Here is a 25,480-nt window from a genome sequence, read left to right on the forward strand (position 1 = left end):
AATCCCATTCTCTATTGAGGATGGGATTTTCTTGTTTATGGATTTAATTTTTTATCTGTCGTGTTAATACAGTAAATTCGACTATTATGATGAAAAAGGAGTTTAATAAGGCCGCTTTCAAGGAGAAACTAGAAGAGCAAACAAGTTTTCCGGCCCTTTATATGTTTAAATTTATCGTGCCCAGCGGTAAGGAAGATGAAGTGAAGGACCTGCTGCCAAAGCATGAAGTGGTCTTTAAGGAATCAGCCAAGGGCACTTATGTCAGTGCGACCATTAAGGCTATGATGAAAGACAGTCAGTCTATCATAGACGTGTATGATAGAGCATCCAAAATAGAAGGAATTATTTCGCTATAAAGAATCAGCTATGTGGGAAGAAAAGAATGATCAACTTGTAAGGGAATTTGAATTTTCGGATTTTCAGGAAGCATTTGCTTTTATGACCAGGGTAGCCTTTTTGGCAGAAGGACAAGGCCATCATCCCAACTGGAGCAATGTTTATAATAAAGTGACCATAGCCCTGACGAGCCATGATGCGGGTAATAAGGTCACTGGAAAGGATAAAAAATTGGCTTCGGCCATCGATAAGCTGATCTGATGACCGAAACCATAAAGCCGCACCTTTATCTGGTGCCTACTCCCATAGGTAATCTCCAGGATATTACCCTCCGGGCGATAGAAGTGCTTAAGAGCGTGGATGTAATACTCGCTGAAGATACGCGTACCACAGGTAAATTGCTGAAGCATCTGGAAATACAGCGACCCCTTCAGAGCTACCATATTTTTAATGAGCATAAGACCGTAGAGAAACTGGTGGAGCGCATGGAAGGAGGGGAGCAGTTTGCATTGGTAAGTGATGCGGGTACACCAGCCATATCCGATCCTGGATTTCTTTTGGTAAGGGCTGCCAGGGAAGCAGGGCTGGAGGTCAATTGTCTGCCAGGGGCTACAGCCTTTGTGCCAGCGCTGGTAAATGCTGCATTGCCAAATGATCGCTTTGTCTTTGAAGGGTTTCTGCCACATAAAAAAGGACGTAAAACCAGGATCGACAATTTATTGGAGGAGGAGCGAACCATGATCTTCTATGAATCGCCCCATCGGCTCCTAAAGACACTTGGCCAGTTTAAGGATGCCTTTGGTGCAGAGAGGATGGCCTGTGTATCAAGGGAGCTGACCAAGATGTACGAAGAAAATATCAGGGGCAGCCTGGAAGAACTTATAGCCTATTATCAAGAAAATACCATAAAAGGAGAAATAGTAATCACAGTAGCAGGAAAAAACTAACCAATGGAAATCAACACACTTTTAGACAAAACCATTGCCATCGCGAGGGAAGCTGGCGCTTTTATCAGAAGAGAGAGACAGAGCTTTGACCTGAATAAGGTAGAGCATAAGGGATTTAATGACCTCGTGTCCTATGTGGACAAGGAGGCCGAAAAGATTGTAGTGAGGGGCCTACAGGAGATTATGCCTGAGGCCGGTTTTATTACCGAAGAAGGAACGATAAACAAGGACGGGGAAGTTTACAATTGGATCGTGGACCCATTGGATGGCACGACCAACTTTGTTCATGGTGTCCCCGTATTTTCTGTGAGCATTGCCCTTATGAAAGAAGGGGAAATCGTTCTCGGTGTGGTCTATGAAGTCAATAACAATGAGTGTTTCTACGCCACCAAGGGAGGAGGAGCATTCTGTAATGATACGCCTATTGGCGTTAGCCCGACCCCTTCTCTGGCCTCTGGTCTGATTGCGACGGGGTTTCCATATAGTGCATTCGAGGAGGTAGATAAATATTTGGGCTTGCTGAAGGATATCATACAGCATTCGCATGGAGTCCGACGGATTGGTAGTGCTGCGGTGGACCTTTGCTATGTTGCAGCAGGAAGGATGGATGGATATTTTGAATATAACCTGAATTCTTATGATGTGGCCGGTGGCGTGATCATTCTTCAGGAAGCAGGAGGCAAAGTAACGGATTTTAGTGGAGGGGATGATTATGTTTTTGGTCGTGAATTGGTAGGGAGCAACGAAAAAATCCACGAAGAATTGTTGGGGACGGTTAGAAATCACTGGTAAAAAGTGTAAATAATACGTTTTTAAAGCTAGTTTTTGACTTTTTACCTGAAGTAAAATGTATTGAGCTTGTTTTCAGATAATTAGGTGTGGAAATGTTTGTTATAGAGTAATTTTTTTTATAGTTTTCACCTGATTGAGCAGGTGGTCATTACCAGATGTCATAATCACCCAACTTCTTTCCTCTCACCAAGGAAAGAAATCCGCACCTTTTTCGTTAAAACAGTACAGGATATTTTAAAGACCGCGTAAGCATGACGTTAGGAATTATTGGAGGGACAAAATTGTCAGTGACTTTAGGGAATAAATTTATTTCCCGGGGTTTGAAAGTAGTATTTGGAGTAAGGGAGGAGTTTGAAGCCAAGCAAATAGAATGGAAGATTCTTAAGATGCAAAAAGATAAGGTTTTTGGTTATTGCGAAGCAATGGACAAAGCCGATGTTATCATGGTTTGCTGTGAGAATGAGTTTTTGCCGTTGGTATGCAAGTGTCTTTCGAGATACGACGCGAAGGACAAGCTAGTCTTGGACTGCACCAATGGAAAGTACCATCCGAATTTTGGCTGTAATACCAGGTATATCCAAGAAAAATCTGATTATAAACGTGTCTTGAAAGGGTTTAATAACCTAGGGCTGGATTATCCAAAATCTGACCCGTTGGAACTGGTCAAGGAAACCTATTTCTGTGGGGACAATGATTTTGACAAATACCGTGTGAAGAAGCTGATTGAATTGATAGGGTTTAAAGCAATCGACGCAGGAGGGCTTGATAATGCACCATTGCTCGAGGCTTTTTATCATCTGAGAAGGCAGATTACGCATTTCAAAAAGGAAAATGTGGACTACCATTTTAAGTTGATGTCAGTATAAGCCTGTATTCAGGAATAAAAAGCTGTAAATTTTTGATTTTCGGGAACATAAGGGTGTTCCCTTTTTTATTGGGGCATCATATTTGATAACTTTGTAACAGTCTTGCTGGTAATGGTATTTTTAGTTCAAGGCAGGAAAGATGTATCACTAATTTTGACATTGTTATGAAAAAGACCCTTATTATCATATTTTCCGTATTTGCCTTTTTGCTTGTCGTACTGGTCGCCACGCCTTTTATCTTCAAGGATAAGATCGTGGAGCGGATCGACAAAGAAATTGCAAATGCCGTAGATGCACAGGTTTATTATGATGTTGATCAGATTGGCTTGAGCGTTCTGAAACGGTTTCCCAATATTTCTGCGACCGTAAAAGAATTTGGAGTGCACGGTAATGCGCCTTTTGAAGGTGATACCTTGGCGCATATCAATAACTTCCAAATCGACTTTAACCTTATGTCGGTCATTTTTGGAGACTATCCTGAGTTGACCGGATTGCACCTAAAAGGAGGTAGCATCTATGTCAAAGTACTGGAAGATGGCACGGCCAACTACGACATCGCCAAGGATTCAGGAGAGCCTACTGCTCCAGAGGAACCCTCCAATTTCAAATTGGGCATTGACCTGATGGAGATAGAGGATGTCAACTTTGTCTATGACGATCGGCAGTTAAATTACTTCATGGCACTTGAGGATTTTGACTTGGAGGGTTATGGAGACTTTACGACTGATGTGTATGGCCTGGACGGAAAGATTAGAACAAATATCTTACGGGTGGATTTCGAAGAGGTCAACTACCTGTCCAGTAAAGTCTTTACAGCTGATACAGAGATCCAAGTGGATATGAACCAGATGAAATTCACTTTCGGTGAGGGACAGTTTGGTGTAAATGATTTTTTGTTTGGTGTTGATGGCTTTTTTGCGATGCCATCCGAAGATATGGAATTTGACCTGACCTTCGAGGGCAAGAAAAATACGTTTAAAAGTGTGTTGTCTTTGGTACCGGGTGTGTACACGGAGTCATTTGAGGGGATGACCACCTCTGGCACCATGGATTTTGGAGGGTATTTTAAGGGTACCTATAATGACACCCAGTTCCCTGCCTTTGATATTGGCCTAAAGGTTACTGATGGGATGTTTCAGTATCCCGACTTGCCTAAGCCGGTCAGCAACATCAACGTGGAAATGTCGGCAAAAAATGAGACGAACAACTTGGACAATACACAAGTCAATATCCCTGCCTTTAACCTTACTTTTGGCTCGAATCCTGTTTCTGGAAGGCTGTTACTGGAGAATTTGGTCACATATGATATCGATGGTGAGCTCAAAGGGAAGCTTGACCTAGAGGAGCTTACCTCTATCTTCCCGATTGAAGGGATGGAATTGCATGGTGTTTTGGATGTAGATGCTGCTGCCAAAGGGCGTTACGATAGTGTTGCAAAGATCATTCCGGCGATTGACGCTAAAATGACCCTTAGCAATGGCTATGTAAAAAGCGAGGAATACCCTGCGCCTATCGAAGACCTGAACGTACATACCGTTATTGTCAACAATAGTGGTAAAATGAATGATTTTTTAGTGGATCTTTCGAATTTTGGATTCAAGCTGGAAGGAGAAGAAGTCAAGGGCAATATGGCCATCAAGGACTTGGATAGGCTCAATTGGGATGGTTCTATCCACGGAGCGGTGGATCTGGGTAAGATCAGCAAGATATTCCCCATGGAAGAGGTAATCATGGACGGCAAGGTCACAGCAGATATTGACACAAAGGGGAGCTATGCCGATGTAGAGGCTGAACGTTATAATCGGCTGGATACTCGGGGCCAAGTGTCTCTTGCAGATTTTTATTATACCGACAAGGATCTTCCGCAAGGCGTGCGTATCCATGAGGCAAAAGGGGATTTCAGTCCGAAGTCCATCAACCTGACCACCTTTGATGCGCGCTTGGGCGAGAGCCCTGTCAAGGCCAATGGTAGCTTGGCCAATTATATTGCTTACGTATTTGAGGACAATGCGGTACTTTCTGGAGAGTTAAATATCAGCTCTACCAAGTTCAATATCAATGAGTGGATGACCGAAAGCGAAACGACGACGGAAGACACCACAGTATTGCAGCTTATCGAACTGCCTCAGGACATTGATTTTACGATGAGTGTGCAGGCAGATGAAGTGCTTTACGATGATTTGGTGTTCAGTGATGCCAAAGGGACCATGACCCTTAAAAACGGCATCTTGACCTTTAAGGATGCTGGTATGCGGACCCTCGGGGGACAATTGACGTTAAATGGCGCATATAATACTCAGGATATCATGGATCCTAAGTTCAATATGGACTTTAATGTGAGTGCCATGAGCATACAGGAGGCCTTTAAGTACTTCAATACTGTAAAAGCTTTTGCGCCTGTAGCGCAGCATTTGAATGGGGATTTTACCACTAACTTTTCGCTGTCAGGAAATTTGGGGCAAGACATGATGCCGGTCCTTTCGTCACTGGATGGTAGTGGGGTGATCAAGGTGGCGCAGGCGGCGCTACAAAATAGCCAGATTGTAAATGGCATTACGTCCCTTACCAAGCTGAAAGACACCAATACCATCAATCTCAAGGACATCAACCTTCAAGCGGAAATAAAAGACGGCATGTTGGAGGTTCAGCCGTTTGATGTGAAATTGTGGGATTATGAGGCTAAAATACAAGGTAGCACCGGCTTTGATGGCAGCGTGAACTACCTGATCAATATGCAGGTACCTGCTGGTAAACTGGGGAGCCAGGCCAATAACCTACTTGCCAGTATTGCGGGTACAGAGGCTACTGGTGACACCAAAATTCCCATTGCCATAAATTTAGGAGGGACGTATTCTTCGCCAAAGGTGAGCTTGGCGGGAGGAGATAGCATGGAGGCCCTGCTTACCAATGCATTGAAATCACGCGCATCAGCAGAAAGTGCCAAACTCCAAGACCAAGTCCAAGAGCAGTTCAAGGCCCATGAGGACAGCGCGAAACAGGAGATGAAAGCCAAAGCTGAGGCAGCTCAGGACAGCGCCAAAAAGGAACTGGATAAAAAGGTGGAGGAAGCGCAAAACAAAGCAGCAGATGAGGTAAAGGATGCTTTGAAGGGGCTTTTTGGCAGGTCAAAGTCGAAACCAGATACCACTAAAAATAACTGATCCTGGTTGGGGAAATTCAGGTCCCAATAAAAGCAAATCCAAAAAGGCTATCGCTGACATCAGCGATAGCCTTTTTGGATTGCGTCGTTTGTGTTACTTCACCACATTCCCTTTAACGAGGATTTCATTGGGCGATAGGAACCATACTTTTTGTGTCCCTGCTACCGAGTAAGTGGAAATCACCCCAGTAGATTCGTCAATGGTAAGGGTGCCTTTGGTACTGGACTCATAAAAGAGGTTTTTTGATTTGGCGAGAAAGGTCACCTGCTTTACCTTGTCAGTATTCGCTGATAGGTAGGTGACTTTTATTTCTTTGATATTTCCTTTGGCTTCAGGTTTTAGGCGGTAGATGTTCTCTTTGCCATTTTTCTGCTCCTCGTAGGCTGTCGAATTAGCTGCTTTATTGATGTCTGCTTGGATGAAAGCGTCGAGTTCTTTTCGCCATTGTTCTTTGCTGAGGGTCACTTCCATAGCTTCTTCTGTACCATTTATCATGGTGGTTTTCCGGACTTTATGATCCTTGAGTTCATCAAGCTGATTGACCACAAAGCTTTTTAGCGGAAAATACTTATCTATTTGGGTCGGATTTGCCAAGGGCTGCTTTTCTCCATTATCACAGGAAAAAAGCAGCCCTAGAAGCAACATTAATGAAAATAGGTTTTTCAAAAGATCGTTTATTTTAGCAATACATCACCAGTCATTTCTGCTGGGATGTTTACGCCCATCATTTTGAGAATGGTAGGAGCCAAGTCACCCAGCTTACCGTCGTTTACTTCCAACTGGTCTTTCTTGTCAACCATAATACATGGAACTAAGTTCGTGGTATGGGCAGTATTTGGCGTCCCGTCTTCATTGAGCATTTTGTCACTATTACCGTGGTCGGCGATGACAATAACAGAATAGTCATTTTTCAATGCGGTGGATATGACAGAATTGGTGCATTCATCGACCGCTTCACAGGCTTTGACCGCTGCTTCAAATACGCCTGTATGCCCGACCATGTCGGCATTGGCAAAATTCAGACAAACAAAATCAGGATCTTTTTTATCCAATTCGACATTGATCTTTTTAGCGATCTCGTAAGCGCTCATCTCTGGCTGAAGGTCATAGGTCGCTACTTTTGGAGAGCTGCAAAGAATGCGGGATTCTCCTTCAAATTCTGATTCACGGCCTCCGCTAAAAAAGAAGGTAACGTGCGGATATTTTTCAGTTTCAGCTATTCTGATTTGTTTTTTGCTGTTTTTGGCCAATACTTCGCCGAGTGTATTCTTGAGGTTGTCTTTCTCAAAAATCACAGAGACACCCTTAAAGGTCTCGTCGTAATTGGTGAAGGTCACGTAATGCAGGTTGAGCTTTTTCATCTTATAGTCCTCAAAATCCTGCTGGGTCAATACTTGCGAGATTTCACGTCCGCGATCAGTGCGGAAATTGAAACAGATGACCACGTCTCCTTCTTCGATGGTGGCAATGGCTTTTCCGTTTTCATCCACTTGTACGATCGGACGGATAAATTCATCCGTGACCCCGTTACTATAGGATTTTTTGATGGCCGCTAGAATGTCCTTTGATTTTTCACCTTCTCCCAGGACCATGGCATCATACGCCAATTTAACCCTTTCCCAGCGCTTGTCACGATCCATGGCATAATATCGGCCAATCACAGAGGCAACCTTTCCAACTGATTGGCTGCAGTGCTCTTGAAGATCTTCCAGAAAGCCAAGGCCGCTTTTGGGATCGGTGTCTCTACCGTCAGTGAAAGCATGAATATACGGCTTATCGATGCCATTGGCCTGAGCGGCATCACATAGGCCCTTTAGATGCTTGATATGGGCATGTACACCTCCGTCGGATACCAGTCCTATAAAATGTACCTTTTTCTGACGCTCTTTTGCGGTGGCAAAAGCTTTCTTCAATATTGGATTGTCTTTGAGGTCTCCCTCGTCAACGGCCTTGTTGATCTTTACCAAATCCTGATAAACAACTCTCCCGGCACCGATATTCATATGCCCTACTTCTGAGTTGCCCATCTGTCCCTCTGGTAAACCCACTGCCAAACCAGATGCATCCAATTTGGAATGTGGATATTTTTCAAAAAGACTGTCGATGAATGGCGTGTTTGCCTTGTCAATCGCAGAAACTTCAGGGTTGGTGGCCAGGCCCCAACCATCCAAAATCATTAGTAAAACTTTTTTATCCATGAGGCAAATATAAAGATTTTAAATACAATGATAGAAAATTACTTCGATTCTGTAGCATAGAAAAGGGACTAAAGAAAGGAGGCAAGCATGAATGGACAAGATTAGTACTCCATTGTTAGGTAATAAACGATGATTAGAGTTGTATAGTACCGGTGTTTGCCTTAATGATTTTGATCCGATTTATGCCCCTGCAATCGCTATAGCCTGTAATGAAGAATGTCAAGAAGCGTTGTAACCTCAATAAAATCATGCTATTTATAGAAAGAGGCATCGGCTGTGGCATAAATAGACGAATGCATAATGAGGGGATGAATTACCCGGCCCCGGAAGTGTGGCTGGTCCGATATGGGGGAGGTATTTACTTATAAATAAGGAGGCCGTCCATACACGGGCAGCCTCCATAATTTATTTTATGAAGTTTATCTCATTTAGTGGCTTGTGTGATCAGTTTATCATCAGGGTTTTCCTGATAGGGAATGGCTGCCAACTGATCCATTTTTTCAGTTTTTACCCTTTCGAAAGCCATTTTGTTATTGTCCAAAATAGGATCGGAAGGTGGGATGTCTTCTTTTAGCCAGTCCACTTGCTTCCCGTGTTTCCAAAACCTAAAGCAAAGGTGAGGGCCAGTGGCCAAACCGGTGCTGCCCACATATCCGATGACTTGTCCCTGTTTTACACGAACGCCATTGCGAATGCCCGAGGCAATTTTGGACATATGAAGGTATTGGGTGGTGTAGGTTCCGTTATGCTTTACTTTGACATAGTTGCCATTCCCGCCAGTGTAGCTGGCAGCTATGATGGTTCCATCGCCAACGGAGCGGATTTCAGTGCCCCTAGGCGCTGCGTAATCTGTTCCTAAGTGAGCTTTATAGCGTTTTTGAACGGGGTGAAATCTCCTTGGGCTATACCGGGAGCTGATCCTGGTAAATTTAACGGGATCTCGTAAGAATGCTTTTTTAAAACTGTTTCCTTCCAAGTCAAAAAAGGACACTTGGCCGTTTTGTTCAAAAGGAATGGCATAATAGGGTTCTCCCATATGTTCGAAATAGGCCACTTGGATGGGCTCAATCCCAACGACCTGGTCGTCCACTACTTTTTCATTGTACACCACTTTGTATTTATCGCCCTTTTGGAGACGCTGAAAATCCACACTCCAGCCATAAAGGTCTGCAAATTCATCTATAAGATCCGGTGTGATGCCCTGTTCGGTCATGTTGACGTAGAGAGAAGAGGTGATTCGCCCGGCAATTTCCCGTTTGCGAAGTGTTACCGGTTTTGCTTCTTTATAAATGTCCTTGCCGTCCAATTTGTACACGACAAATTCAGCGGCATTTGGTTCATAAATAAAAAATTCTGCAGTGGCACTGCTGTCCCTAGCGGTGAGTACAGTGTATTTTTTGTTGAACGCAATTTTTCGAACGTCGAAAATATCTTTTGATTTTTTGGCTATCTGATCGATGATCTGGTAAGGAACCTCAAATGGTGCCAAAATAGTGGATAGGGTCTGGTTTCTCGACACTTTTCCTTCTACTACATCCAGTTCGTCTATATTAATTCCATAGAGTAAATTCTCTTCCTTAACCGCCGCTTTCTCTTCGATGTCCATCGCGGTTACTTCTGCTTCTACAACTTCACGTTGAGGTTTTAGCTTGGTCTCGTACAAGCCAAAACCTGCTGCCGTCAGCAGCGCGATTCCGGCTACTGCGATCCATGATTTCTTCATTCCCTAGTGTTGATTTTTGGTAATTAAAACGATCTTGTAATAAATTTAAATTTTGGTCAAATAGCAAGAAGTTGGGCCATTTTCTGCGTTCAATTGACTGTTTTTGGTATAACTTTAGATATAAACGAAACAATGGGGTCGGGATTGTGTGTCAAATCATGAAAATATCCTCCCAAACTAGAAAATGGCAGAAAAATGCTAGGATACTTTTTGTCATAATAGTAAACTGTGAATCGAATTATTATCTTTGGCGACTGGTATTGAATAAAAAATTAAAAATATGCTAAGAACACATACTTGTGGGGAATTGCGCATAGGAGATGTGGGCGAAGAAGTGACCCTTTCCGGCTGGGTACAACGGGTACGAAACAAAGGTGGTTTGGTATGGGTGGACCTCCGGGACAGATACGGGGTTACCCAACTGATTTTTGAAGAGGGCTCCAGTGATCAGTCACTGCTGGAAAAGGCAGCCTCACTGGGCAGGGAATTCGTTATTCAAGCTGTCGGTGAGGTCATAGAGCGGACTTCCAAAAACAATAAAATCCCTACGGGGGATATCGAGGTGAAGACCATTTCACTGGAAGTGCTGAATGCTGCCAAGGTTCCTCCATTTGTGATTGAAGATGAAACTGACGGTGGTGAGGACCTACGGATGAAGTATCGCTATTTGGATTTGAGAAGAAGGGTCGTTCGGGAAAAACTTCAGCTGAGGCACCGCATGATGCAGGAGACACGTAAGTTTATGGACAGTCTGGACTTTATGGAAGTGGAGACTCCTGTGCTGATCAAGTCCACACCAGAAGGGGCCAGAGACTTTTTGGTTCCCAGCAGGATCAATGAGGGAGAGTTTTATGCATTGCCGCAGTCGCCACAAACCTTTAAGCAGCTGCTAATGGTCAGTGGCTTTGATCGGTATTTCCAGATTGTAAAATGCTTCCGTGATGAGGACCTTAGGGCCGATCGTCAGCCAGAATTTACGCAGATAGACTGTGAAATGTCTTTTGTGGAGCAGGAAGATATTCTCACCACCTTTGAAGGGCTGGTAAGGCACCTGTTCAGTACCGTGAAGAAAGTGGAATTGGGTGAAGTGGAGCGGATGACTTTTGCCGATGCCATGAAGTACTATGGAAACGATAAGCCAGACTTGCGTTTTGATATGAAGTTTGTGGAGCTGAATGACGTGGCTCAAAACAAAGGCTTTAAGATTTTCGATGAGGCAGAATTGGTAGTGGGCATTGCTGCTCCAGAAGCGGCCAGTTATACCCGAAAGCAAGTGGATGCCTTGACCGAATGGGTGAAGCGTCCACAGATCGGTGCCAAGGGATTGGTGTATGTGAAATGCAACGACGACGGCACTTTTAAATCCTCAGTGGATAAATTTTATAGCCAAGAGGATCTCAAAGCTTGGGCGGATAAAATGAATGCCCAGCCAGGTGACCTCATCCTTGTTTTGTCTGGTGATCAAAATGCCACCAGAAAGCAACTTTCTGAGTTGCGACTAAAAATGGGAAGTGACCTGGGATTGAGGGACAAGAATACCTTCAAGCCACTGTGGGTATTGGACTTTCCGCTCTTGGAGTGGGACGAGGAAACCAAGCGTTTTCATGCCATGCACCATCCATTTACGTCTCCCAAGGAGGAAGATATTCCATTGTTGGAAAAAGACCCGGGAGCCGTACGTGCCAATGCATATGACTTGGTGATCAATGGCGTGGAAATCGGCGGTGGCTCCATTAGGATCCATGACCGCGATACCCAAAAGACCATGTTCAAGCATCTTGGCTTTTCCGATGAGGAGGCTCAGGCCCAGTTTGGCTTCTTGATGGAGGCATTTGAGTACGGTGCCCCACCGCATGGAGGCATTGCTTTTGGATTTGACAGGTTGTGTGCCATCTTCGGAGGAAGTGATTCGATCAGGGATTATATTGCTTTCCCGAAAAACAACTCCGGAAGGGATGTGATGATCGACTCTCCAAGTGCCATTGCCGATGAGCAGTTGAAAGAGCTGAGCATTCAACTGGCATTGAAAAAATAATCGCGTTTTAAAGAAACGTTTCTAAAGCCGCAGCACGGCCAGGATGATTTCTGGACGGTGCTGCGGCTTTGTTTTTTAGCAATTGCTAAGGATCAAGCGGAATAGTTGGGGGCTGCCTGTTTTCTTAATGGCAAAACCACGGATACATAAAAATGCCACAATGTCCCAAAGTCACCAAGTGCATGTATGAGTATCATGGAATGAAATGTAAAATTGCTTTGTGCCTGAGGCCATGGCGACGTATCATTGTTCTGATAACTAAATTCATCGCCTCACAGAAGTATTGCTTGATCCCTATTTTGCCGTAGGGCTGTGAACCAAGTGACTGCGAATACCCATCACGATGAGCAGCTGCGCCAAAATGTACGTACCCATGATCAGGATATCAGCATTGGCTATAGGGCTGAAGAACAGGTCGAGGGCCAAGATGCTGTCAGAGACCATAAACAATAATGCTCCCACAAACACCTGGATAAAACTCAGGATATTGGTGTGTTTAAAGCGCTCTCTGGCGATGGATACCATGAGCACCATCGCGAAAATGTACAGCACTACCGGAACTTTTAATTGGCCCAAGTGATCATTGACCAGAAAATACAGCATGGCCGCAAAAATATAGATCGGTAGGTTGAAGAAGAAGGTTTTGAGAAAATTGATATTTCGTAGGTTGATTTGGTGGTTTTGGGTGAGCTTAAAGGAAATGGTATAACAGATCAAGGTGATCAAGAAGGCTCCCAATCCATAGAGAAACATGGACGGAAAGAGCAGGAGAACGTCTCCAGCCAGTGCGAAAATCAAACCTGCTCCCATGGATTTCCTTAGGAGTGTGTTTTTGATCACGGCCGTAGTGGTCAGAAAATAAATGGCCAACGACAGCATGATCAATGGTTTGGAAAAATAGCGATATTCCTGATGACCTTCTACGATCATGATCATTTCGCTTACACCTGCGAATAAATAGAGGTATAGCCATGCTATTCCTTTTTGTTTCATGGTTTTTTGGTGGTTTTCAATTCCGGAATTGGCTAGAATATTAGGGCCAACATCATAACGTTTTTTTAGATGGGTGGTTTTGGGTGCACGCTTGATTTTTTTGATCAATCGAACATAAGGGATTATTTCCTTATAATTTGAACCCGCATTATGCATTAGCCTATCTATTCCGAGCTGATCCGCCGCGGCGGACAAAATCAGTCACTTCGCTGCTGTTTTCGACCTCACCATCCGCCGCGGCGGATGATTCAATCTCCAAACAGCCTGATTTTCTTGTAGTTTCAGCTCTCATTACGATTCCTAATGCATAAAACGAGTTGAAGATAATCAAAAAAGCCAATAGCAGGTATTTGGGGTGGGCAAATAACAATCTAAAAAAAATATGTAGGATAAAACAGATTTAAATTGTAACAATAGTTAGTATAGGTATGCTAAGAATACGAAAAGAATAAATTCTGTGTTTTTAATATATGTAAGGGTGAATTTTTCGGATTTGCTTTTTTTAGTTCTTATATTTAGAATAAAATTTTAGCCCAGTGCGAATTTAATGTTAAGAAAATCGATTGTAGCAAGGAGAAACTTAACAATTACTAAAATAAAAACCCTGTAAAGTCCTATACATTTGTATTGGAAAACCTTTTAAAGCAAATCAGTTTTTATCAATCACAAATCAAATTATGAAGCAACTATTACTAAAGAGTCTATTTGCAATGGCGATACTTCTTTTTGGAGTAAGTTCATTGTATGGCCAAGGGATTACCACTGCCAGCATGAGCGGAGTGGTGGAAGATCCTAGTGGAGAAACCTTGCCTGGTGCAAATGTAGTGGCTACCCACACCCCATCAGGGACGAAATATGGCGCATCTACACGTGCAGATGGTCGTTTTACCATTCAAGGAATGCGTGTGGGTGGACCCTATACAGTGGAAATCACCTTTATTGGTTTTGAAAAAGCAATTGTAGAGAATATCAATCTTCAGTTGGGTCAAGCTTATGGCCTGGACGTGGTGTTACAGGAAGAGGGGCTAGAGATTGAAGGTGTGGAGGTACTGGCGACCAGAAGTCCAGTGATCAACGATGAGCGTACAGGAGCTGCCACGAGTATCAGCAACGAACAGATCAATTCATTGCCTTCCATTTCCAGGTCTATTTCTGATTTTACTAGATTGACCCCGCAAGCATCGACTGCTGGTTCAGGAACTTCCTTTGCCGGTCAAAATAACCGTTACAACCAATTTTCCATTGACGGAACGGTAAACAATGACGTTTTTGGGCTATCTGCATCAGGAACCAATGGTGGCCAGACAGGGGTGCAGCCGATCTCGTTAGATGCCATCGAGCAAGTGCAAGTGGTGATTGCTCCCTATGATGTCCGCCAAGGTGGCTTTACCGGCGGTGGTATCAATGCCATCACCAGATCCGGTAACAATAACTACGAAGGTTCGGTGTACTATTACAGCAATAACCAAAATTTTGTAGGAAAAAGCCCGGATGAAGAACGTACCAAACTGGATGACTACACCGACTACCAAACGGGTTTCAGACTGGGAGGCCCAGTGGTAAAAGACAAATTGTTCTTCTTCGTAAACGGTGAGGTGACCAGCAGAACACAGCCTTTGCTATACCAGCCGGGTACAGGGAGTTCTAATATTGCGGTGGACGAAATGGAAAGAGTAGCCTCTGTAGCCGAGCGTCTTGGATATGATCCAGGCCCCTATGGAGCTTACAGTGATGTGACCAGTTCAGAAAAGATCTTTGCACGCTTGGACTGGAATATCAACCAAAACAATAAATTGACCCTGCGTCACTCTTATGTATATGGAGAAAACATAGATGGATCCAGAAGCCCAAATTCTGCTAATTTCTATAACTATGGTCAGTTTTTCCCTTCTACCACAAACAGTACCGTACTGGAACTGACCAGTAACTTCAGCAATAATATTTCCAATGAATTGCGTATCGGTTATACTTCCGTTCGTGACGACAGGGATTACCTGGGAGATCCTTTTCCTGCGATCAATGTAAGGTTAAGTGGCGGTAGAAGCATCAACCTGGGTTCGGAGCCATTTTCTACGGCTAACCAGCTAGATCAGGATGTACTGACCATCACGGATAACCTGACCCTGTTTAAAGGTAGACATACCTTAACCTTCGGTACACACAATGAATTTTACAGTACCTATAACCTGTTTATCCGTCAAAACTTCGGAGCTTATTCTTACTACAGCATAGAGGATTTCGAAACGGTAGGTACCCCCGGAGAAGTGTTGCCAAGAAGTTATGACTATTCTTACTCCAGAACAGATAATCCCCAGCAAGGTGCAGAGTTCAATGCCTTCCAACTGGGTTTCTACGCACAGGATGAATACCAAGCTACCAGAGACCTGAAGCTTACCGCTGGTTTAAGGTTGGATATCCCAACATTCTCAGAAAAGCCTTCCGTCAACGAACAGTTTAATGAAGAATTTGCTGAATATGGCGTAGCTACTGACCAAATGCCCGGAGCTCAGCTTATGATTTCTCCACGGGTTGGAGTCAACTGGGATGTCAATGGTGAAGGCACCACTCAAGTGCGAGGTGGTATAGGACTGTTTACCGGTCGTGTTCCATTTGTTTGGCTTTCTAATCAATATACTAATACTGGTAATGAGTTTGGTAGGGTTTCGTTGTTCCGAAATGAAGGAAATACAGGCGATTTTGTAGATGTTGAAGATTTTACATTCGTTCCAGACCCCTATGGTCAACCGGATGCTGCAGATTTAAACCAATCATTAGGAACTTCCGAAATCAACGTAACCGATGAGGACTTTAAGTTTCCGCAAATATTCAGGGTAAATGGTGCTGTGGATCATCAGTTTCCTGGTGGTTTGATTGCGACTTTTGAAGCCATATATTCCAAAAACCTAAAGAACATCGATTACAGAAATCTTAACAAAGAAGAAGCTGGCAATTTACAAGGTGGACCAGATGATCGGGTGGTTTTTGAAAGTGCATATATGAACGAAAACTTCACTGATGTCCTTTTATTGACCAATACCAATAAAGGTTATGCCTATAATTTGACTGCTCAATTGCAGAAGAACTTTGAAGGTGGTCTGTCCATGAGTGCTGCTTATACCTATGGCGAATCCAAAGACGTAAACGGCGGTACTTCCAGCCAGGCATACTCCAACTGGAGGTATGTAGAAACGGTCAATGGCGGTAACAATACCGAACTGGGCTTTTCGGACAATAATATCCGGTCTAGGGTAGTAGCCTCGGTAAACTATAAGATCAATTATAAAAATGGTTCTTCTACCAGCATCGGACTTTTCTACAATGGTCAGTCAGGTGTACCGCTTTCATATGTGTATGATGGTGATATCAATAATGATCGTACGTTTGGAAATGACTTGATCTACGTACCTGCTAGTGCTGATGAAATCAATTTTGTAGGGTCAGCGTCAGAGCAAGCTTCTCAGTGGAACAGACTGAATGCTTTTATCGAAGGCAATGAGTACCTCAGCTCCAGAAGGGGACAATATGTAGAGCGAAATGGCGATAAACTACCTTGGACCAATCAAGTGGATTTGCGCTTTATGCATGAATTCAAACTGGCCACTGTCGGTGAGACGAATCACAGACTGCAACTTTCCTTTGATGTGTTTAACCTCGGTAACCTGATCAGCAAAGAGTGGGGCAGACAGTACAGCGTCAGCAACAACTCCTTCTCCTTGATCAATTTTGAAGGTTATGAAGACGGAGGCTATGTGCCTACTTACAGCTATGATGGCTCCGGGCTAAGTGATGGCAATCCTTACTTTGTAAGTGACTTCCTTAGCAGATGGAGAGGACAGATTGGAATTCGTTATATCTTCGACTGATCCCGTCCATCTTATTAGAAATACAGAGGCATCCGTCAGAGGCGGATGCCTTTTGCATGTTATGATAGATGAATGGGATAGAAAATGCTAAATTCCAAGTTGGTTTTTCATCTCTTTACCTTTGCTACTTTTTTGCTTCAGGTCAAAAAAGCACCCCAAACCTGTCCGCCAGTGGTGGAAACCCCGCCGCTACGCCATGGCGCACAGGTGTGCACCTATTGGCCTAAAATTAAAACCTTCCCTCATGCAGGCAAACACCTTCTTTTTAGCTGCCAACATTCTTTTTGGCTAGCATTTCGTCAAACAAGCCTGCCTTCTTGCCGCCCGCTTTTTAATTTCTTAATGCCCAATACCTGCAAGGCGGATTCAGTTAATAAGTCCCAAAAATGTATCGCTTCGCTGCTATTTTCGATTTTACCACAGCGATGCTTTGATTCAATCTCCAAACAGCCTGATTTCTTATAGTTTCAGCTCTTCCCGATAGCTATCCTTTAGATTCCGGGTTTAAGTTTTTGCATTTTATTTAAAACCAAGGTGGTAATATTTACGTCCTTTAAGGCATAAATCATATTTACTACATCTTTTATGAGACTCCTTTTTCTATTATTACTTTTGGTGGGTGGATTTGGCGCCTATGCTCAAGAGAACAACGACAAACTTTATTTGGCCAATGAGACGCTAGATGTGTCTGTGGAAGAAGTCGGCATGAACACCATTACATACCGGTATCCTGGTGAAAATGCTAGCTACGTCATAAGCAAAAACAGAGTTGATAAAATCATTTTTGGAAGTGGAAGGGAAGAAGTCTTTAAGTCTAATTTCCATGATGTACTGACGATTGACGATTACGAAAAAGTTTACATCACGTATGTGCCTGAAGATATCAAAGGACTTGCGTCAAGGGGAGAGGTATTTGCCAAGGCGACTGGAGTGACAGCGCTTTCGAGTATCAACAATGTGAAAAATCGAGCGGTAAAAAAAGCCAAGATAGAAGCGACCATGCTCGGTGCCAATGTGATCTATGTGGGCAATATGTTTCAGCGGGGAAATCAATACGGGAGTGAAGAGACCCCTGCCAACTCTACTATGACCAGTATCAGCGGAACAGCCTATTCCAGTGAACCGTTGGATGTGAAGGCTGCCCGGGAATATATCCAAAACCATGAGTTTGTCTATAGCCATAATTACAAGCTTAACAGAAATGCTTGGGATGCCGATATTGAGCCAAAACCCATTACCAATACAAAAGGGGAAATCAATTTTGTCCAGTTTATGGATATTTATGAGCATGATGGAAAACTAATGGTAAAGGTGGACATTGGAGATAACAGGAAGAATGAATTGGAAGTGATCAAAGCCGAGCAAGATAAGCTGATTCTAATGGAAAGGAATGGTAAGAAAATTTATAATTACCTCCTTATCACCAAAGAAGATCCTCGAGTCAGCAATGCTTTAAAGGCCCAAAGGCATTCAACACTACCATAAAATGTGTGCTTAGGAAGGATGTGCAGGAATGTGCAGGATGACTTTTTGGTAATTTAATGAAAAATTATGGTGATGACTGATTAATCCCCATCGCCATGTCTTTTCTGCACCATACCCCCAAAGTAACCGATCTTTCCAGTTCCAGTGAGCGGAATACTGGGTTTTCGTATGCTAACATGGACGAAGTCCGGCTATGGGATGCTTTTAGAGAAGGGAATGAGGAGGCCTTTGTTGCGATGTACAAACAGTACGCAAATGTACTCTTTAATTTTGGTTGCCAACTTACCTCTGATTACGATTTAGTAAAGGATACCCTACAGGATTTTTTTATTTATTTGAGGCAAAAAAGAAGCCGGCTGGGCCAAACGGATGCCATCAAGCCATACCTGATCAAAAGCTTCAAAAGAAGGATGGTCGTGGTCCTGAAAAAGCGGCAAAAGCACGTTTCAGACAAAGGTACATTTGACTTCAGGCAGTTTCCGGTGGAGCTTTCCCACGAGACGGTGTACATCAATCGCCAATTCGAAAGCGAGCAGCTCAGACGGTTAAATGAAGCCTTACAACAGCTCGATGCCAGAGAAAGGGAGGCGATTTACTATTTTTATTTTGAGGGGCTCAGTTATCAAGAGATTGCGCTGATTTTCGAGTTTTCACATGTTTCCTCAGCGAGAAGATTGGTTTATCGTGGACTCGCCCACCTGCGGAAATTCTTTGTTGCCTACCTAGTGGGGGTTTTTTGGGGCCTCAAAGAGTGGTAGTGTGGCGCGGGTACTCACTACGTTTAGAATCAAACGGAGCATAACCATTCACTTCGCACTTCTATGCAGCACCTTCGGTAATTTGGCTCTATATGGATTATAGTGGGTAAAGATATTATTCCGGTTAAATTAATGTTGATTCATGTTCCTTTTCAGTGGGCAATTTTCTATTCTGCCTTGAGGTATTTGACGTTAAGAAATCAAAGAAGTGGGCTGGAAAAAGCGCAGGCTTGTTTGACGTGAATCAGTACAAAAAATTGGTATGCTGCACAAATAGAGGAGTTTGCCTGCGTGAGTGCTGGCTTTGATTTTAGTCATATAGCTCACCGCAGCGGGTTTTTTTGGTTACGTTTTTCACCTGAAGGAAAAAAGTAACATGGCCATGAGATGAAAGGCAAGCTAGAATTTGACATGCAAAGTAATAGTTACCCATAGTAAATCATATAGAACCGTAATTTTATTTGTGATCGAGTGGTCAATTAAAAAATTACTTATACTTTTGTATTTATTAATAATAAGTCTAAATAAAAACTGATGTTATGAAAAACAGTTTGCTTTTTTTGGTTCTCTTAAGCTTAAGCACCCTAAGCATGGCTCAAACAGGGAAACTAACAGGCACCGTCACTGACCAAAACGGCGAGGGGGCACAATACGTCAATGTACTCCTTGATGGTACGGGAAGAGGAACCCTCACCGATAAGGATGGAAGTTATACATTGGAGAATGTTGCAGCAGGTGAACAGACCGTTAAATTCAGTTCTTTCACCTATTCTCCCGTGTTTAGGACAGTGGTCATCAAGGAAGGTCAGACCACGACCCTGGATATTTCAGTAGATGAAGATGAGCTTCAGCTACAGACAGTGGAAATTATAGGCCGGGCAGAAACAAGCTATAAAAATACCAATTCGTTCATTGGGACGAAGTCCTCTACACCTATCCGGGATGTACCCCAGTCCATTGGCTATGTGACCAAAGAGCTGGCACTGGACCAAGGAGCGTACACGGTAAACGATGTGGTCAAAAATGTCAGTGGCGTAAATCAATTTACATTTTATAATGACATCACCATCCGTGGGCATCGTATCAAAGGCCAAGATCTTTCAGGTAACCTGGTGAATGGCATGCGTGCTTTTACCAGTTTCTGGAAGCAACAATTGATTCCACATATCGAGCGGGTTGAGGTGATCAAAGGACCTGCTTCTGCCCTTTTTGGGAATGCTTCAGCCGGTGGGACGATCAATAGGGTGACCAAAAAACCACTAAAAGAGAAGCGCCAATCCATCAGCTCCACGGTGGGAAGCTTTAATACCTTTCGCATGCTCGGCGACTTTACCGGGCCAATGACCCAGGATGAAAGCCTTCTGTATCGCTTAAATCTTGGTTATGAAAATTCAGGAAGCTTCCGTGACCTGCAGTATGCCAAGAACTTGGTCGTAGCTCCTTCATTTTCATTTTTGCCATCAGAGAAGACTTTGTTAAACTTCGATGTGGTGTATCAAAAATCCGATGGCATGCTGGACCGTGGGCAGGCAGTATTCGGTAACGGAGATCTCTTTTCCGTACCGATCAGCAAATCCATCAATGCCGTCAATGACTACTTGAAGGAGGAAAGTCTCAATGTGACCATTTCCCTTCGTCATCAAATTACCGATGGCCTGAGCTTCAATTCCGTTTTCATGCGTTCAGATTACAGTGAGGACCTTCAAGAGCACCGGGGCAATAATAAGTTTGCCAATAATGGTGACGGAAGTCTTGACATTGAGAAGGTGGAAATGCGGATGGGGATCCGTCAAAGGAGCTGGAGCAACAATAACTTTAGCAATTATTTTAACTATGATTTCAGCACTGGTGATGTGGACCATAAACTGCTCGTGGGGTATGATTACTTCCAGCAGACCCTGCGCCCAGGTGGCTCGCAACTTCAAGCCAGAGGGTATCTCACCGCAGACCGTACAGGCTCGATCAACTCTTATAATCCAGACAATAGGGAATTGTATGCCTTGGATGCGGATGGTAATCCCATCCCTGTCGTACCGCATTTTGACCTGACTGATCCGTACGGAAACCAACTGCAGGATATCAGTAAATACATTTACAGCACCAATAGTTTTCCGCAATCCAGCCTTTACTCGCATGGGGTATATGTACAGGAGCAAATGAAGATCGGAAAATGGAGGGTTTTGTTGGGGCTTCGTCAGGAGTACTATACCGATTTGCTGAATTATAAGACAGATAATGAGGAAAAAGTGACACAGGATGCCCTAATTCCCCGGGTAGGCGTGGTTTACTCCCTGACACCCAATATTAACCTGTATGGTACCTACGTCCAAGGCTACCAACCCCAAACAGCCACGGTGATCAATAACCCAGAAGCGGGTGGGCCATTTGATCCCCTGACCAGTGAGCTGAAGGAAGTCGGTGTGAAGAGTGATTGGTTTGAAGGCCGGTTAAGTGCTACCATGGCCCTGTACTACCTTACGGAAAAAGGGACACTATACAATGCAAATGATCCCGGCAATCCTGACTTGCTAGTACAGACCGGAAAGGACCTTTCCAAAGGAGTGGAGCTTGACTTGGTCGGAAGGATTACCGATAACTGGAGTGTGATAGTCAATTATGCTTACAACCAAGCTACCATTGAGGAAGGTGATGATGAAAACCTTGTGGGCCGTCAAAAGCCCAATGCACCCAAGCACGCAGGGAACCTATGGACAAAATATATCATCAGCGAAGGAAACCTGAAAGGGCTGGGATTCGGTCTTGGTGGTAACTTCGTGACAGAGCGATTTGGGTCATTAGGGGCTACCGAGGAGCCACCGGTTTTTCCGGGGTACGAGCTGGTAAATGCTGCAGTTTATTACAAGATCGACAAATTCCAAATCCAGATGAATTTTAACAATGTCTTTGATAAAACCCACTGGGTAGGAGGATACGATTACATCAGGGCATTCCCGGGAGCTCCACGCAATGTCATGACCACGGTTTCTTATACATTTTAAATTACAAGGTACAATTAGCTTGGTACGGTTTTGTGGTCTCGATATGGTACAATCGCTTTATGCTGTTCGCAGTGGCGCTTTCTACGTTCTTGCGAGCAGCGTAAGTGATGTAGAGGTAGGATAGCCTTATATTTGGTGGTATGGATAATAAGTTAATTTGGAAGATTCACAACTGGGTGGGCTTGTATGTGGGGGTAGTAATTGCCTTTCTCAGCATTACAGGCGCGGCTGCACTTTTCAGACCAGAGGTGGACCGGTTGCTGAATCCCCATTTGACGAAGGCGGCTCCTCAGCCAGACCAGGTTTCGCTCACCGGTGCCGTGGAGGAAGTCCTTGCGACCCATCCTGACCATGAGCTTTTTGAGGTCGAACTTCCCAAGGCTTACCTTGACACTTGGAATATACGACTGAGACCAAAAGATCCGGATCCCATGCAACCGACATTTTGGGAGGTTTTTGTCAATCCATATACAGGTGAAGTGCTGGGTGAAAGGAATTACTTTAAAAGTTTCAGTTATTTTTTGAGAAATATCCATGTGAGACTGTATGAAGCCCAATTTGGTAGGCAATTGGTAGGCCTTGCAGGAATCGCCCTGCTCATATCCACCATCACAGGCCTGCTCATTTACGGGAAATTTACCAAGAAGCAAGAATTCGGTAATATCAGAAAGAAAAACCTGAGGATCACCCAAGCAGATTTACATAAATTCGTCGGCATCACTGCACTCGCTTTTAACCTGGTCATAGCCATCACTGGTGCATGGCTCGGGCTGCAGGTGTATCTGATGCAAGCTGTTGGCATGGATCAGCCCAATGGCTTTGTACGGAAGGAGAAGCCTTTCACTGTTGAGGAAGATACCAATTATGCATTGGATTATGAGGAAGTATTGGAAACGACAAGAAAGGAGTTTCCTGCGTTGCAGGTATGGAATATCCGTCCGACTACTAACGGGGAAGGCATTATCCAAGTCCTCGGAAACGTTCAAGGCCAAGCCTATGAAAGAAGGTCCAATAAGCTGTTTTTGGATAAAAAGGATTTTAGTGTGCACCGTAAATACAATATTAGTGAGCAAGGTTTGGGAGAAAAGCTTTACTATGTTCAGGAATCGTTTCATTTTGGGGACTTTGGTGGATTGCCACTAAAGTTGCTATACTGTGTATTGGCAATTGGGTCTTCATTTCTTTCCTTAAGTGGGTTTATCATTTTTCTGGAACGCACCAAAAAGAAGCGTTCGCAGAAGCCCAGTTATGTACCTCTGAAGCCGCTGCTGTTGCGTTGGGGAGCAGGAATGGCTGTATTTATCATTATTGTGGCGATTCTAAGCACCAATTTTGGCATTGCTGTCCCTTCTTTACTAGTCACGACAGGCATATACGGCTTCTTTATTTATTTGATCATTAAGGCCATATGGAAACGGTATGTCGGTGCAGGACCGTTTTCTGGCACATCTGATTCTGTGGCATGAAGGAGAAAATAGACGTTTTACAACAGCACGTTTTAGTCCCTTTGCTTTTGGCATTGGCCTCCATTGCGATGGTGATGGCCCTCTATTTTTGTTCTGAGTGGCTCATCAGTGCCGAAGTTCCTGAGGAAACTGCTTTTTTTACCTATGAGGAAGCGGTCTCAAGCCGTGCGTACCAAAGCGAAATGGGAGGATTTGCCGTGCTGTTTTTGTTGGTCACCGTAAGTTGTATTGGGGCCGTATTCGTGAAGCAGCGCCTTGTTAGTTTTATGGCTGTGGGATTGGCAATAGCTGGAATATTCTATTTGGGATTTGGATAATTATCCTTTGAGGTCGGCACTTATGCCCGGTGCTTGAGGGGTTTGATAGCGTCCTTCCATGATACTTACAGGATGGACAAAATAGTCGTTAAGATGAGGAATATGCTCCAGCAATAGCGCAGGGTGATCCAGGGCAATATGGTTAAATAGTACCAAGTGTTGATGGATTTGACCCATGTCTCCCACATGTGGTACGACAGGCACATTGAATTTTTTGGAAAGCAAACTGATCAGAATAAATTCGGAAATACCACCGACCCGGACGGTATCCACTTGATTAAAGCTCATGCATCCCGATTGAAGGAAGTTTTTGAAAAGTATTTTATTGGGTACATGTTCTCCCAGAGCGATTTTAATGGGGACTTCTTCTGCTAGCCGGACATGGGCTAGGATATCATCCGGATGGGTGGGTTCTTCGATCCAATAGGGGTTTAGCTCATGCAATTCCTTGCAGATCTCAATGGCTTGGGGGAGGTTCCATTGTTGGTTGGCGTCAAACATGATCTTGGCATGGTCACCGGCGATTTTACGTACCAAGGCAGCCCTTCTGATGTCGCGCGTTGATTGAGCACTGCCCACTTTTAATTTCATAGCGGTAAAACCCTTGTCCATGGCTTTCTGGATATTCCTGACCACTTGGTCATCCCTGTAATTGAACCAGCCAATGGATGTGTCATAGCCAGGGTAGCCTAATGATAGGATTTTTTCCCGTTCTGGTTTGCCACCGTTTTTGGACTGGAGCATTTGGATCACTTCCTCTCGGTTTATAATCTCTTCACAGTGAGAGAAGTCCAGCGTGTCCGCCAATGCTTCTGGTGAGAGCGTTATCAAAAGCTTCCATAACGGTACTTGATGTGATTTTGCCCATAAGTCAAAGCAGGCATTCACGACCGAAGCCAGTGCTAAGTGTACCACGCCCTTATGCGGTCCGAGCCACCGGAAGTGCGGATCTTCCAACATGGCCCGGTAGGTTTTGCCAAATTCAGCCATCAATTCGTTGATTTCTTTACCTTGGATATGCTTGGCCAAGTATAAGATAGCATCACAGACCAGATTATTCCCCTCTCCTAATGTAAAGGCCAGCCCAGTCCCCTCGTGCCCGGTTTCGGTCATGAGCCTACATACGGCATAGGCGTAAGTTGGCTTGCTGTGTATGGCGTCTGAGCCAGCTCCTCCCTGGAGCGGGAAACGCACATCGTCCGCTGCTATTTTCTTGATCACTGTTGAGCTTTTCATCAATAATGCCGTTTCGGATTGGTCTGTGAAAAATGGTCTGGTCAATGGATGTCCTTAATTTAACCAAGTTAGTCCGTATGACCTATTTTTTTTGTTGGTTTCCAATAATATTAAGGGAGAATTCGGCTTTTGCCCAGTGGTTACCAAAAAGTAGCCTAATTGCCTAAAGGTGACGCTGATTTCGGGCAAAAAATCATGTGATTGTCAAGTCCAATAGAAAACCAGCTGCATATAATTAATTATTAATGATTTCATAAGCGAAATAAATTGACTTTTTGGCTCATGATTAGTTACTTGAAATTTCC

The 25,480-nt window shown here is 43.9% G+C and carries 18 protein-coding genes; 13 read left to right on the plus strand and 5 right to left on the minus strand.

Annotated elements, in window-relative coordinates:
* Positions 1-89: 89 nt before the first annotated feature.
* From FDP09_RS06100 to FDP09_RS06125, 6 genes are all read left to right on the plus strand, one after another.
* Positions 90-356, plus strand: coding sequence for a DUF493 family protein (locus FDP09_RS06100; protein WP_187328858.1), 267 nt, complete (start codon positions 90-92; stop codon positions 354-356).
* 10 nt (positions 357-366) lie between these two features.
* Positions 367-597, plus strand: coding sequence for a 4a-hydroxytetrahydrobiopterin dehydratase (locus FDP09_RS06105; RefSeq protein WP_137401808.1), 231 nt, complete (start codon positions 367-369; stop codon positions 595-597).
* Complete coding sequence (gene rsmI, locus FDP09_RS06110; RefSeq protein WP_137401809.1) at positions 597-1,283, plus strand: 16S rRNA (cytidine(1402)-2'-O)-methyltransferase; 687 nt, start codon at positions 597-599, stop codon at positions 1,281-1,283. Before FDP09_RS06105 ends, rsmI begins: the two co-directional genes overlap by 1 nt.
* Positions 1,284-1,286: 3 nt before the next feature.
* Positions 1,287-2,075, plus strand: a complete 789-nt coding sequence (locus FDP09_RS06115; protein WP_137401810.1) for an inositol monophosphatase family protein — start codon at positions 1,287-1,289, stop codon at positions 2,073-2,075.
* A gap of 251 nt (positions 2,076-2,326) precedes the next feature.
* Positions 2,327-2,941, plus strand: coding sequence for an NADPH-dependent F420 reductase (locus FDP09_RS06120; protein WP_137401811.1), 615 nt, complete (start codon positions 2,327-2,329; stop codon positions 2,939-2,941).
* A 164-nt stretch (positions 2,942-3,105) separates the two neighbouring features.
* The gene (locus FDP09_RS06125) at positions 3,106-6,102 is read left to right on the plus strand and encodes an AsmA-like C-terminal region-containing protein (RefSeq protein ID WP_137401812.1); all 2,997 of its coding nucleotides are present in this window, start codon (positions 3,106-3,108) and stop codon (positions 6,100-6,102) included.
* A 93-nt stretch (positions 6,103-6,195) separates the two neighbouring features.
* On the opposite strand, the gene FDP09_RS06130 is transcribed toward FDP09_RS06125, so the two are convergent.
* From FDP09_RS06130 to FDP09_RS06140, 3 genes are all read right to left on the minus strand, one after another.
* Positions 6,196-6,747 carry a hypothetical protein gene (locus FDP09_RS06130; protein WP_137401813.1) on the minus strand — a complete coding sequence of 184 codons (552 nt, stop codon included), beginning with the start codon at positions 6,745-6,747 and terminating at the stop codon, positions 6,196-6,198.
* Positions 6,748-6,776: 29 nt separating this feature from the next.
* Positions 6,777-8,300, minus strand: a complete 1,524-nt coding sequence (gene gpmI, locus FDP09_RS06135) for a 2,3-bisphosphoglycerate-independent phosphoglycerate mutase (RefSeq protein ID WP_137401814.1) — start codon at positions 8,298-8,300, stop codon at positions 6,777-6,779.
* 424 nt (positions 8,301-8,724) lie between these two features.
* Entirely contained in the window at positions 8,725-10,023 is a 1,299-nt protein-coding gene (locus FDP09_RS06140) for a M23 family metallopeptidase (protein ID WP_137401815.1), read from the minus strand.
* 280 nt (positions 10,024-10,303) lie between these two features.
* On the opposite strand from FDP09_RS06140, the gene aspS reads away from it, so the two are divergent.
* The gene (gene aspS, locus FDP09_RS06145; RefSeq protein WP_137401816.1) at positions 10,304-12,058 is read left to right on the plus strand and encodes an aspartate--tRNA ligase; all 1,755 of its coding nucleotides are present in this window, start codon (positions 10,304-10,306) and stop codon (positions 12,056-12,058) included.
* Between the two features lie 294 nt (positions 12,059-12,352).
* Here the strand turns inward: aspS and FDP09_RS06150 are convergent, their stop codons facing one another.
* On the minus strand, positions 12,353-13,051 hold the full coding sequence (locus FDP09_RS06150; RefSeq protein WP_137401817.1) for a lysoplasmalogenase: 699 nt from the start codon (positions 13,049-13,051) through the stop codon (positions 12,353-12,355).
* A 677-nt stretch (positions 13,052-13,728) separates the two neighbouring features.
* On the opposite strand from FDP09_RS06150, the gene FDP09_RS06155 reads away from it, so the two are divergent.
* From FDP09_RS06155 to FDP09_RS06180, 6 genes are all read left to right on the plus strand, one after another.
* Positions 13,729-16,914, plus strand: coding sequence for a TonB-dependent receptor (locus FDP09_RS06155; protein ID WP_137401818.1), 3,186 nt, complete (start codon positions 13,729-13,731; stop codon positions 16,912-16,914).
* 585 nt (positions 16,915-17,499) lie between these two features.
* Complete coding sequence (locus FDP09_RS06160; protein ID WP_137401819.1) at positions 17,500-18,399, plus strand: hypothetical protein; 900 nt, start codon at positions 17,500-17,502, stop codon at positions 18,397-18,399.
* 95 nt (positions 18,400-18,494) lie between these two features.
* Positions 18,495-19,157: an RNA polymerase sigma factor gene (locus FDP09_RS06165; RefSeq protein ID WP_137401820.1), complete on the plus strand. Its 663-nt coding sequence runs from the start codon at positions 18,495-18,497 to the stop codon at positions 19,155-19,157.
* Between the two features lie 539 nt (positions 19,158-19,696).
* Positions 19,697-22,156: a TonB-dependent receptor gene (locus FDP09_RS06170; protein WP_137401821.1), complete on the plus strand. Its 2,460-nt coding sequence runs from the start codon at positions 19,697-19,699 to the stop codon at positions 22,154-22,156.
* 140 nt (positions 22,157-22,296) lie between these two features.
* The gene (locus tag FDP09_RS06175) at positions 22,297-23,622 is read left to right on the plus strand and encodes a PepSY-associated TM helix domain-containing protein (protein WP_137401822.1); all 1,326 of its coding nucleotides are present in this window, start codon (positions 22,297-22,299) and stop codon (positions 23,620-23,622) included.
* Positions 23,619-23,939, plus strand: coding sequence for a hypothetical protein (locus FDP09_RS06180; RefSeq protein WP_137401823.1), 321 nt, complete (start codon positions 23,619-23,621; stop codon positions 23,937-23,939). Before FDP09_RS06175 ends, FDP09_RS06180 begins: the two co-directional genes overlap by 4 nt.
* Here the strand turns inward: FDP09_RS06180 and FDP09_RS06185 are convergent, their stop codons facing one another.
* Positions 23,940-25,175: an enolase C-terminal domain-like protein gene (locus FDP09_RS06185; protein WP_137401824.1), complete on the minus strand. Its 1,236-nt coding sequence runs from the start codon at positions 25,173-25,175 to the stop codon at positions 23,940-23,942. It lies immediately after the preceding gene.
* Positions 25,176-25,480 lie beyond the last annotated feature (305 nt).

This window comes from Echinicola rosea (assembly GCF_005281475.1).
In the GTDB taxonomy this organism is placed as follows: Bacteria; Bacteroidota; Bacteroidia; order Cytophagales; family Cyclobacteriaceae; genus Echinicola; species Echinicola rosea.

Bases quoted from the DNA above. Each gene is read 5' to 3' on its own strand.
- FDP09_RS06120 (WP_137401811.1), top strand. From the start codon at position 2,327: ATGACGTTAGGAATTATTGGAGGGACAAAATTGTCAGTGACTTTAGGG.
- gpmI (WP_137401814.1), bottom strand. From the start codon at position 8,300: ATGGATAAAAAAGTTTTACTAATGATTTTGGATGGTTGGGGCCTGGCC.
- FDP09_RS06155 (WP_137401818.1), top strand. From the start codon at position 13,729: ATGAAGCAACTATTACTAAAGAGTCTATTTGCAATGGCGATACTTCTT.
- aspS (WP_137401816.1), top strand. From the start codon at position 10,304: ATGCTAAGAACACATACTTGTGGGGAATTGCGCATAGGAGATGTGGGC.
- FDP09_RS06180 (WP_137401823.1), top strand. From the start codon at position 23,619: ATGAAGGAGAAAATAGACGTTTTACAACAGCACGTTTTAGTCCCTTTG.
- FDP09_RS06150 (WP_137401817.1), bottom strand. From the start codon at position 13,051: ATGAAACAAAAAGGAATAGCATGGCTATACCTCTATTTATTCGCAGGT.
- FDP09_RS06165 (WP_137401820.1), top strand. From the start codon at position 18,495: ATGTCTTTTCTGCACCATACCCCCAAAGTAACCGATCTTTCCAGTTCC.
- FDP09_RS06115 (WP_137401810.1), top strand. From the start codon at position 1,287: ATGGAAATCAACACACTTTTAGACAAAACCATTGCCATCGCGAGGGAA.
- FDP09_RS06175 (WP_137401822.1), top strand. From the start codon at position 22,297: ATGGATAATAAGTTAATTTGGAAGATTCACAACTGGGTGGGCTTGTAT.
- FDP09_RS06100 (WP_187328858.1), top strand. From the start codon at position 90: ATGAAAAAGGAGTTTAATAAGGCCGCTTTCAAGGAGAAACTAGAAGAG.
- FDP09_RS06140 (WP_137401815.1), bottom strand. From the start codon at position 10,023: ATGAAGAAATCATGGATCGCAGTAGCCGGAATCGCGCTGCTGACGGCA.
- FDP09_RS06105 (WP_137401808.1), top strand. From the start codon at position 367: ATGTGGGAAGAAAAGAATGATCAACTTGTAAGGGAATTTGAATTTTCG.
- FDP09_RS06130 (WP_137401813.1), bottom strand. From the start codon at position 6,747: ATGTTGCTTCTAGGGCTGCTTTTTTCCTGTGATAATGGAGAAAAGCAG.
- FDP09_RS06185 (WP_137401824.1), bottom strand. From the start codon at position 25,175: ATGAAAAGCTCAACAGTGATCAAGAAAATAGCAGCGGACGATGTGCGT.
- rsmI (WP_137401809.1), top strand. From the start codon at position 597: ATGACCGAAACCATAAAGCCGCACCTTTATCTGGTGCCTACTCCCATA.
- FDP09_RS06125 (WP_137401812.1), top strand. From the start codon at position 3,106: ATGAAAAAGACCCTTATTATCATATTTTCCGTATTTGCCTTTTTGCTT.
- FDP09_RS06160 (WP_137401819.1), top strand. From the start codon at position 17,500: ATGAGACTCCTTTTTCTATTATTACTTTTGGTGGGTGGATTTGGCGCC.
- FDP09_RS06170 (WP_137401821.1), top strand. From the start codon at position 19,697: ATGAAAAACAGTTTGCTTTTTTTGGTTCTCTTAAGCTTAAGCACCCTA.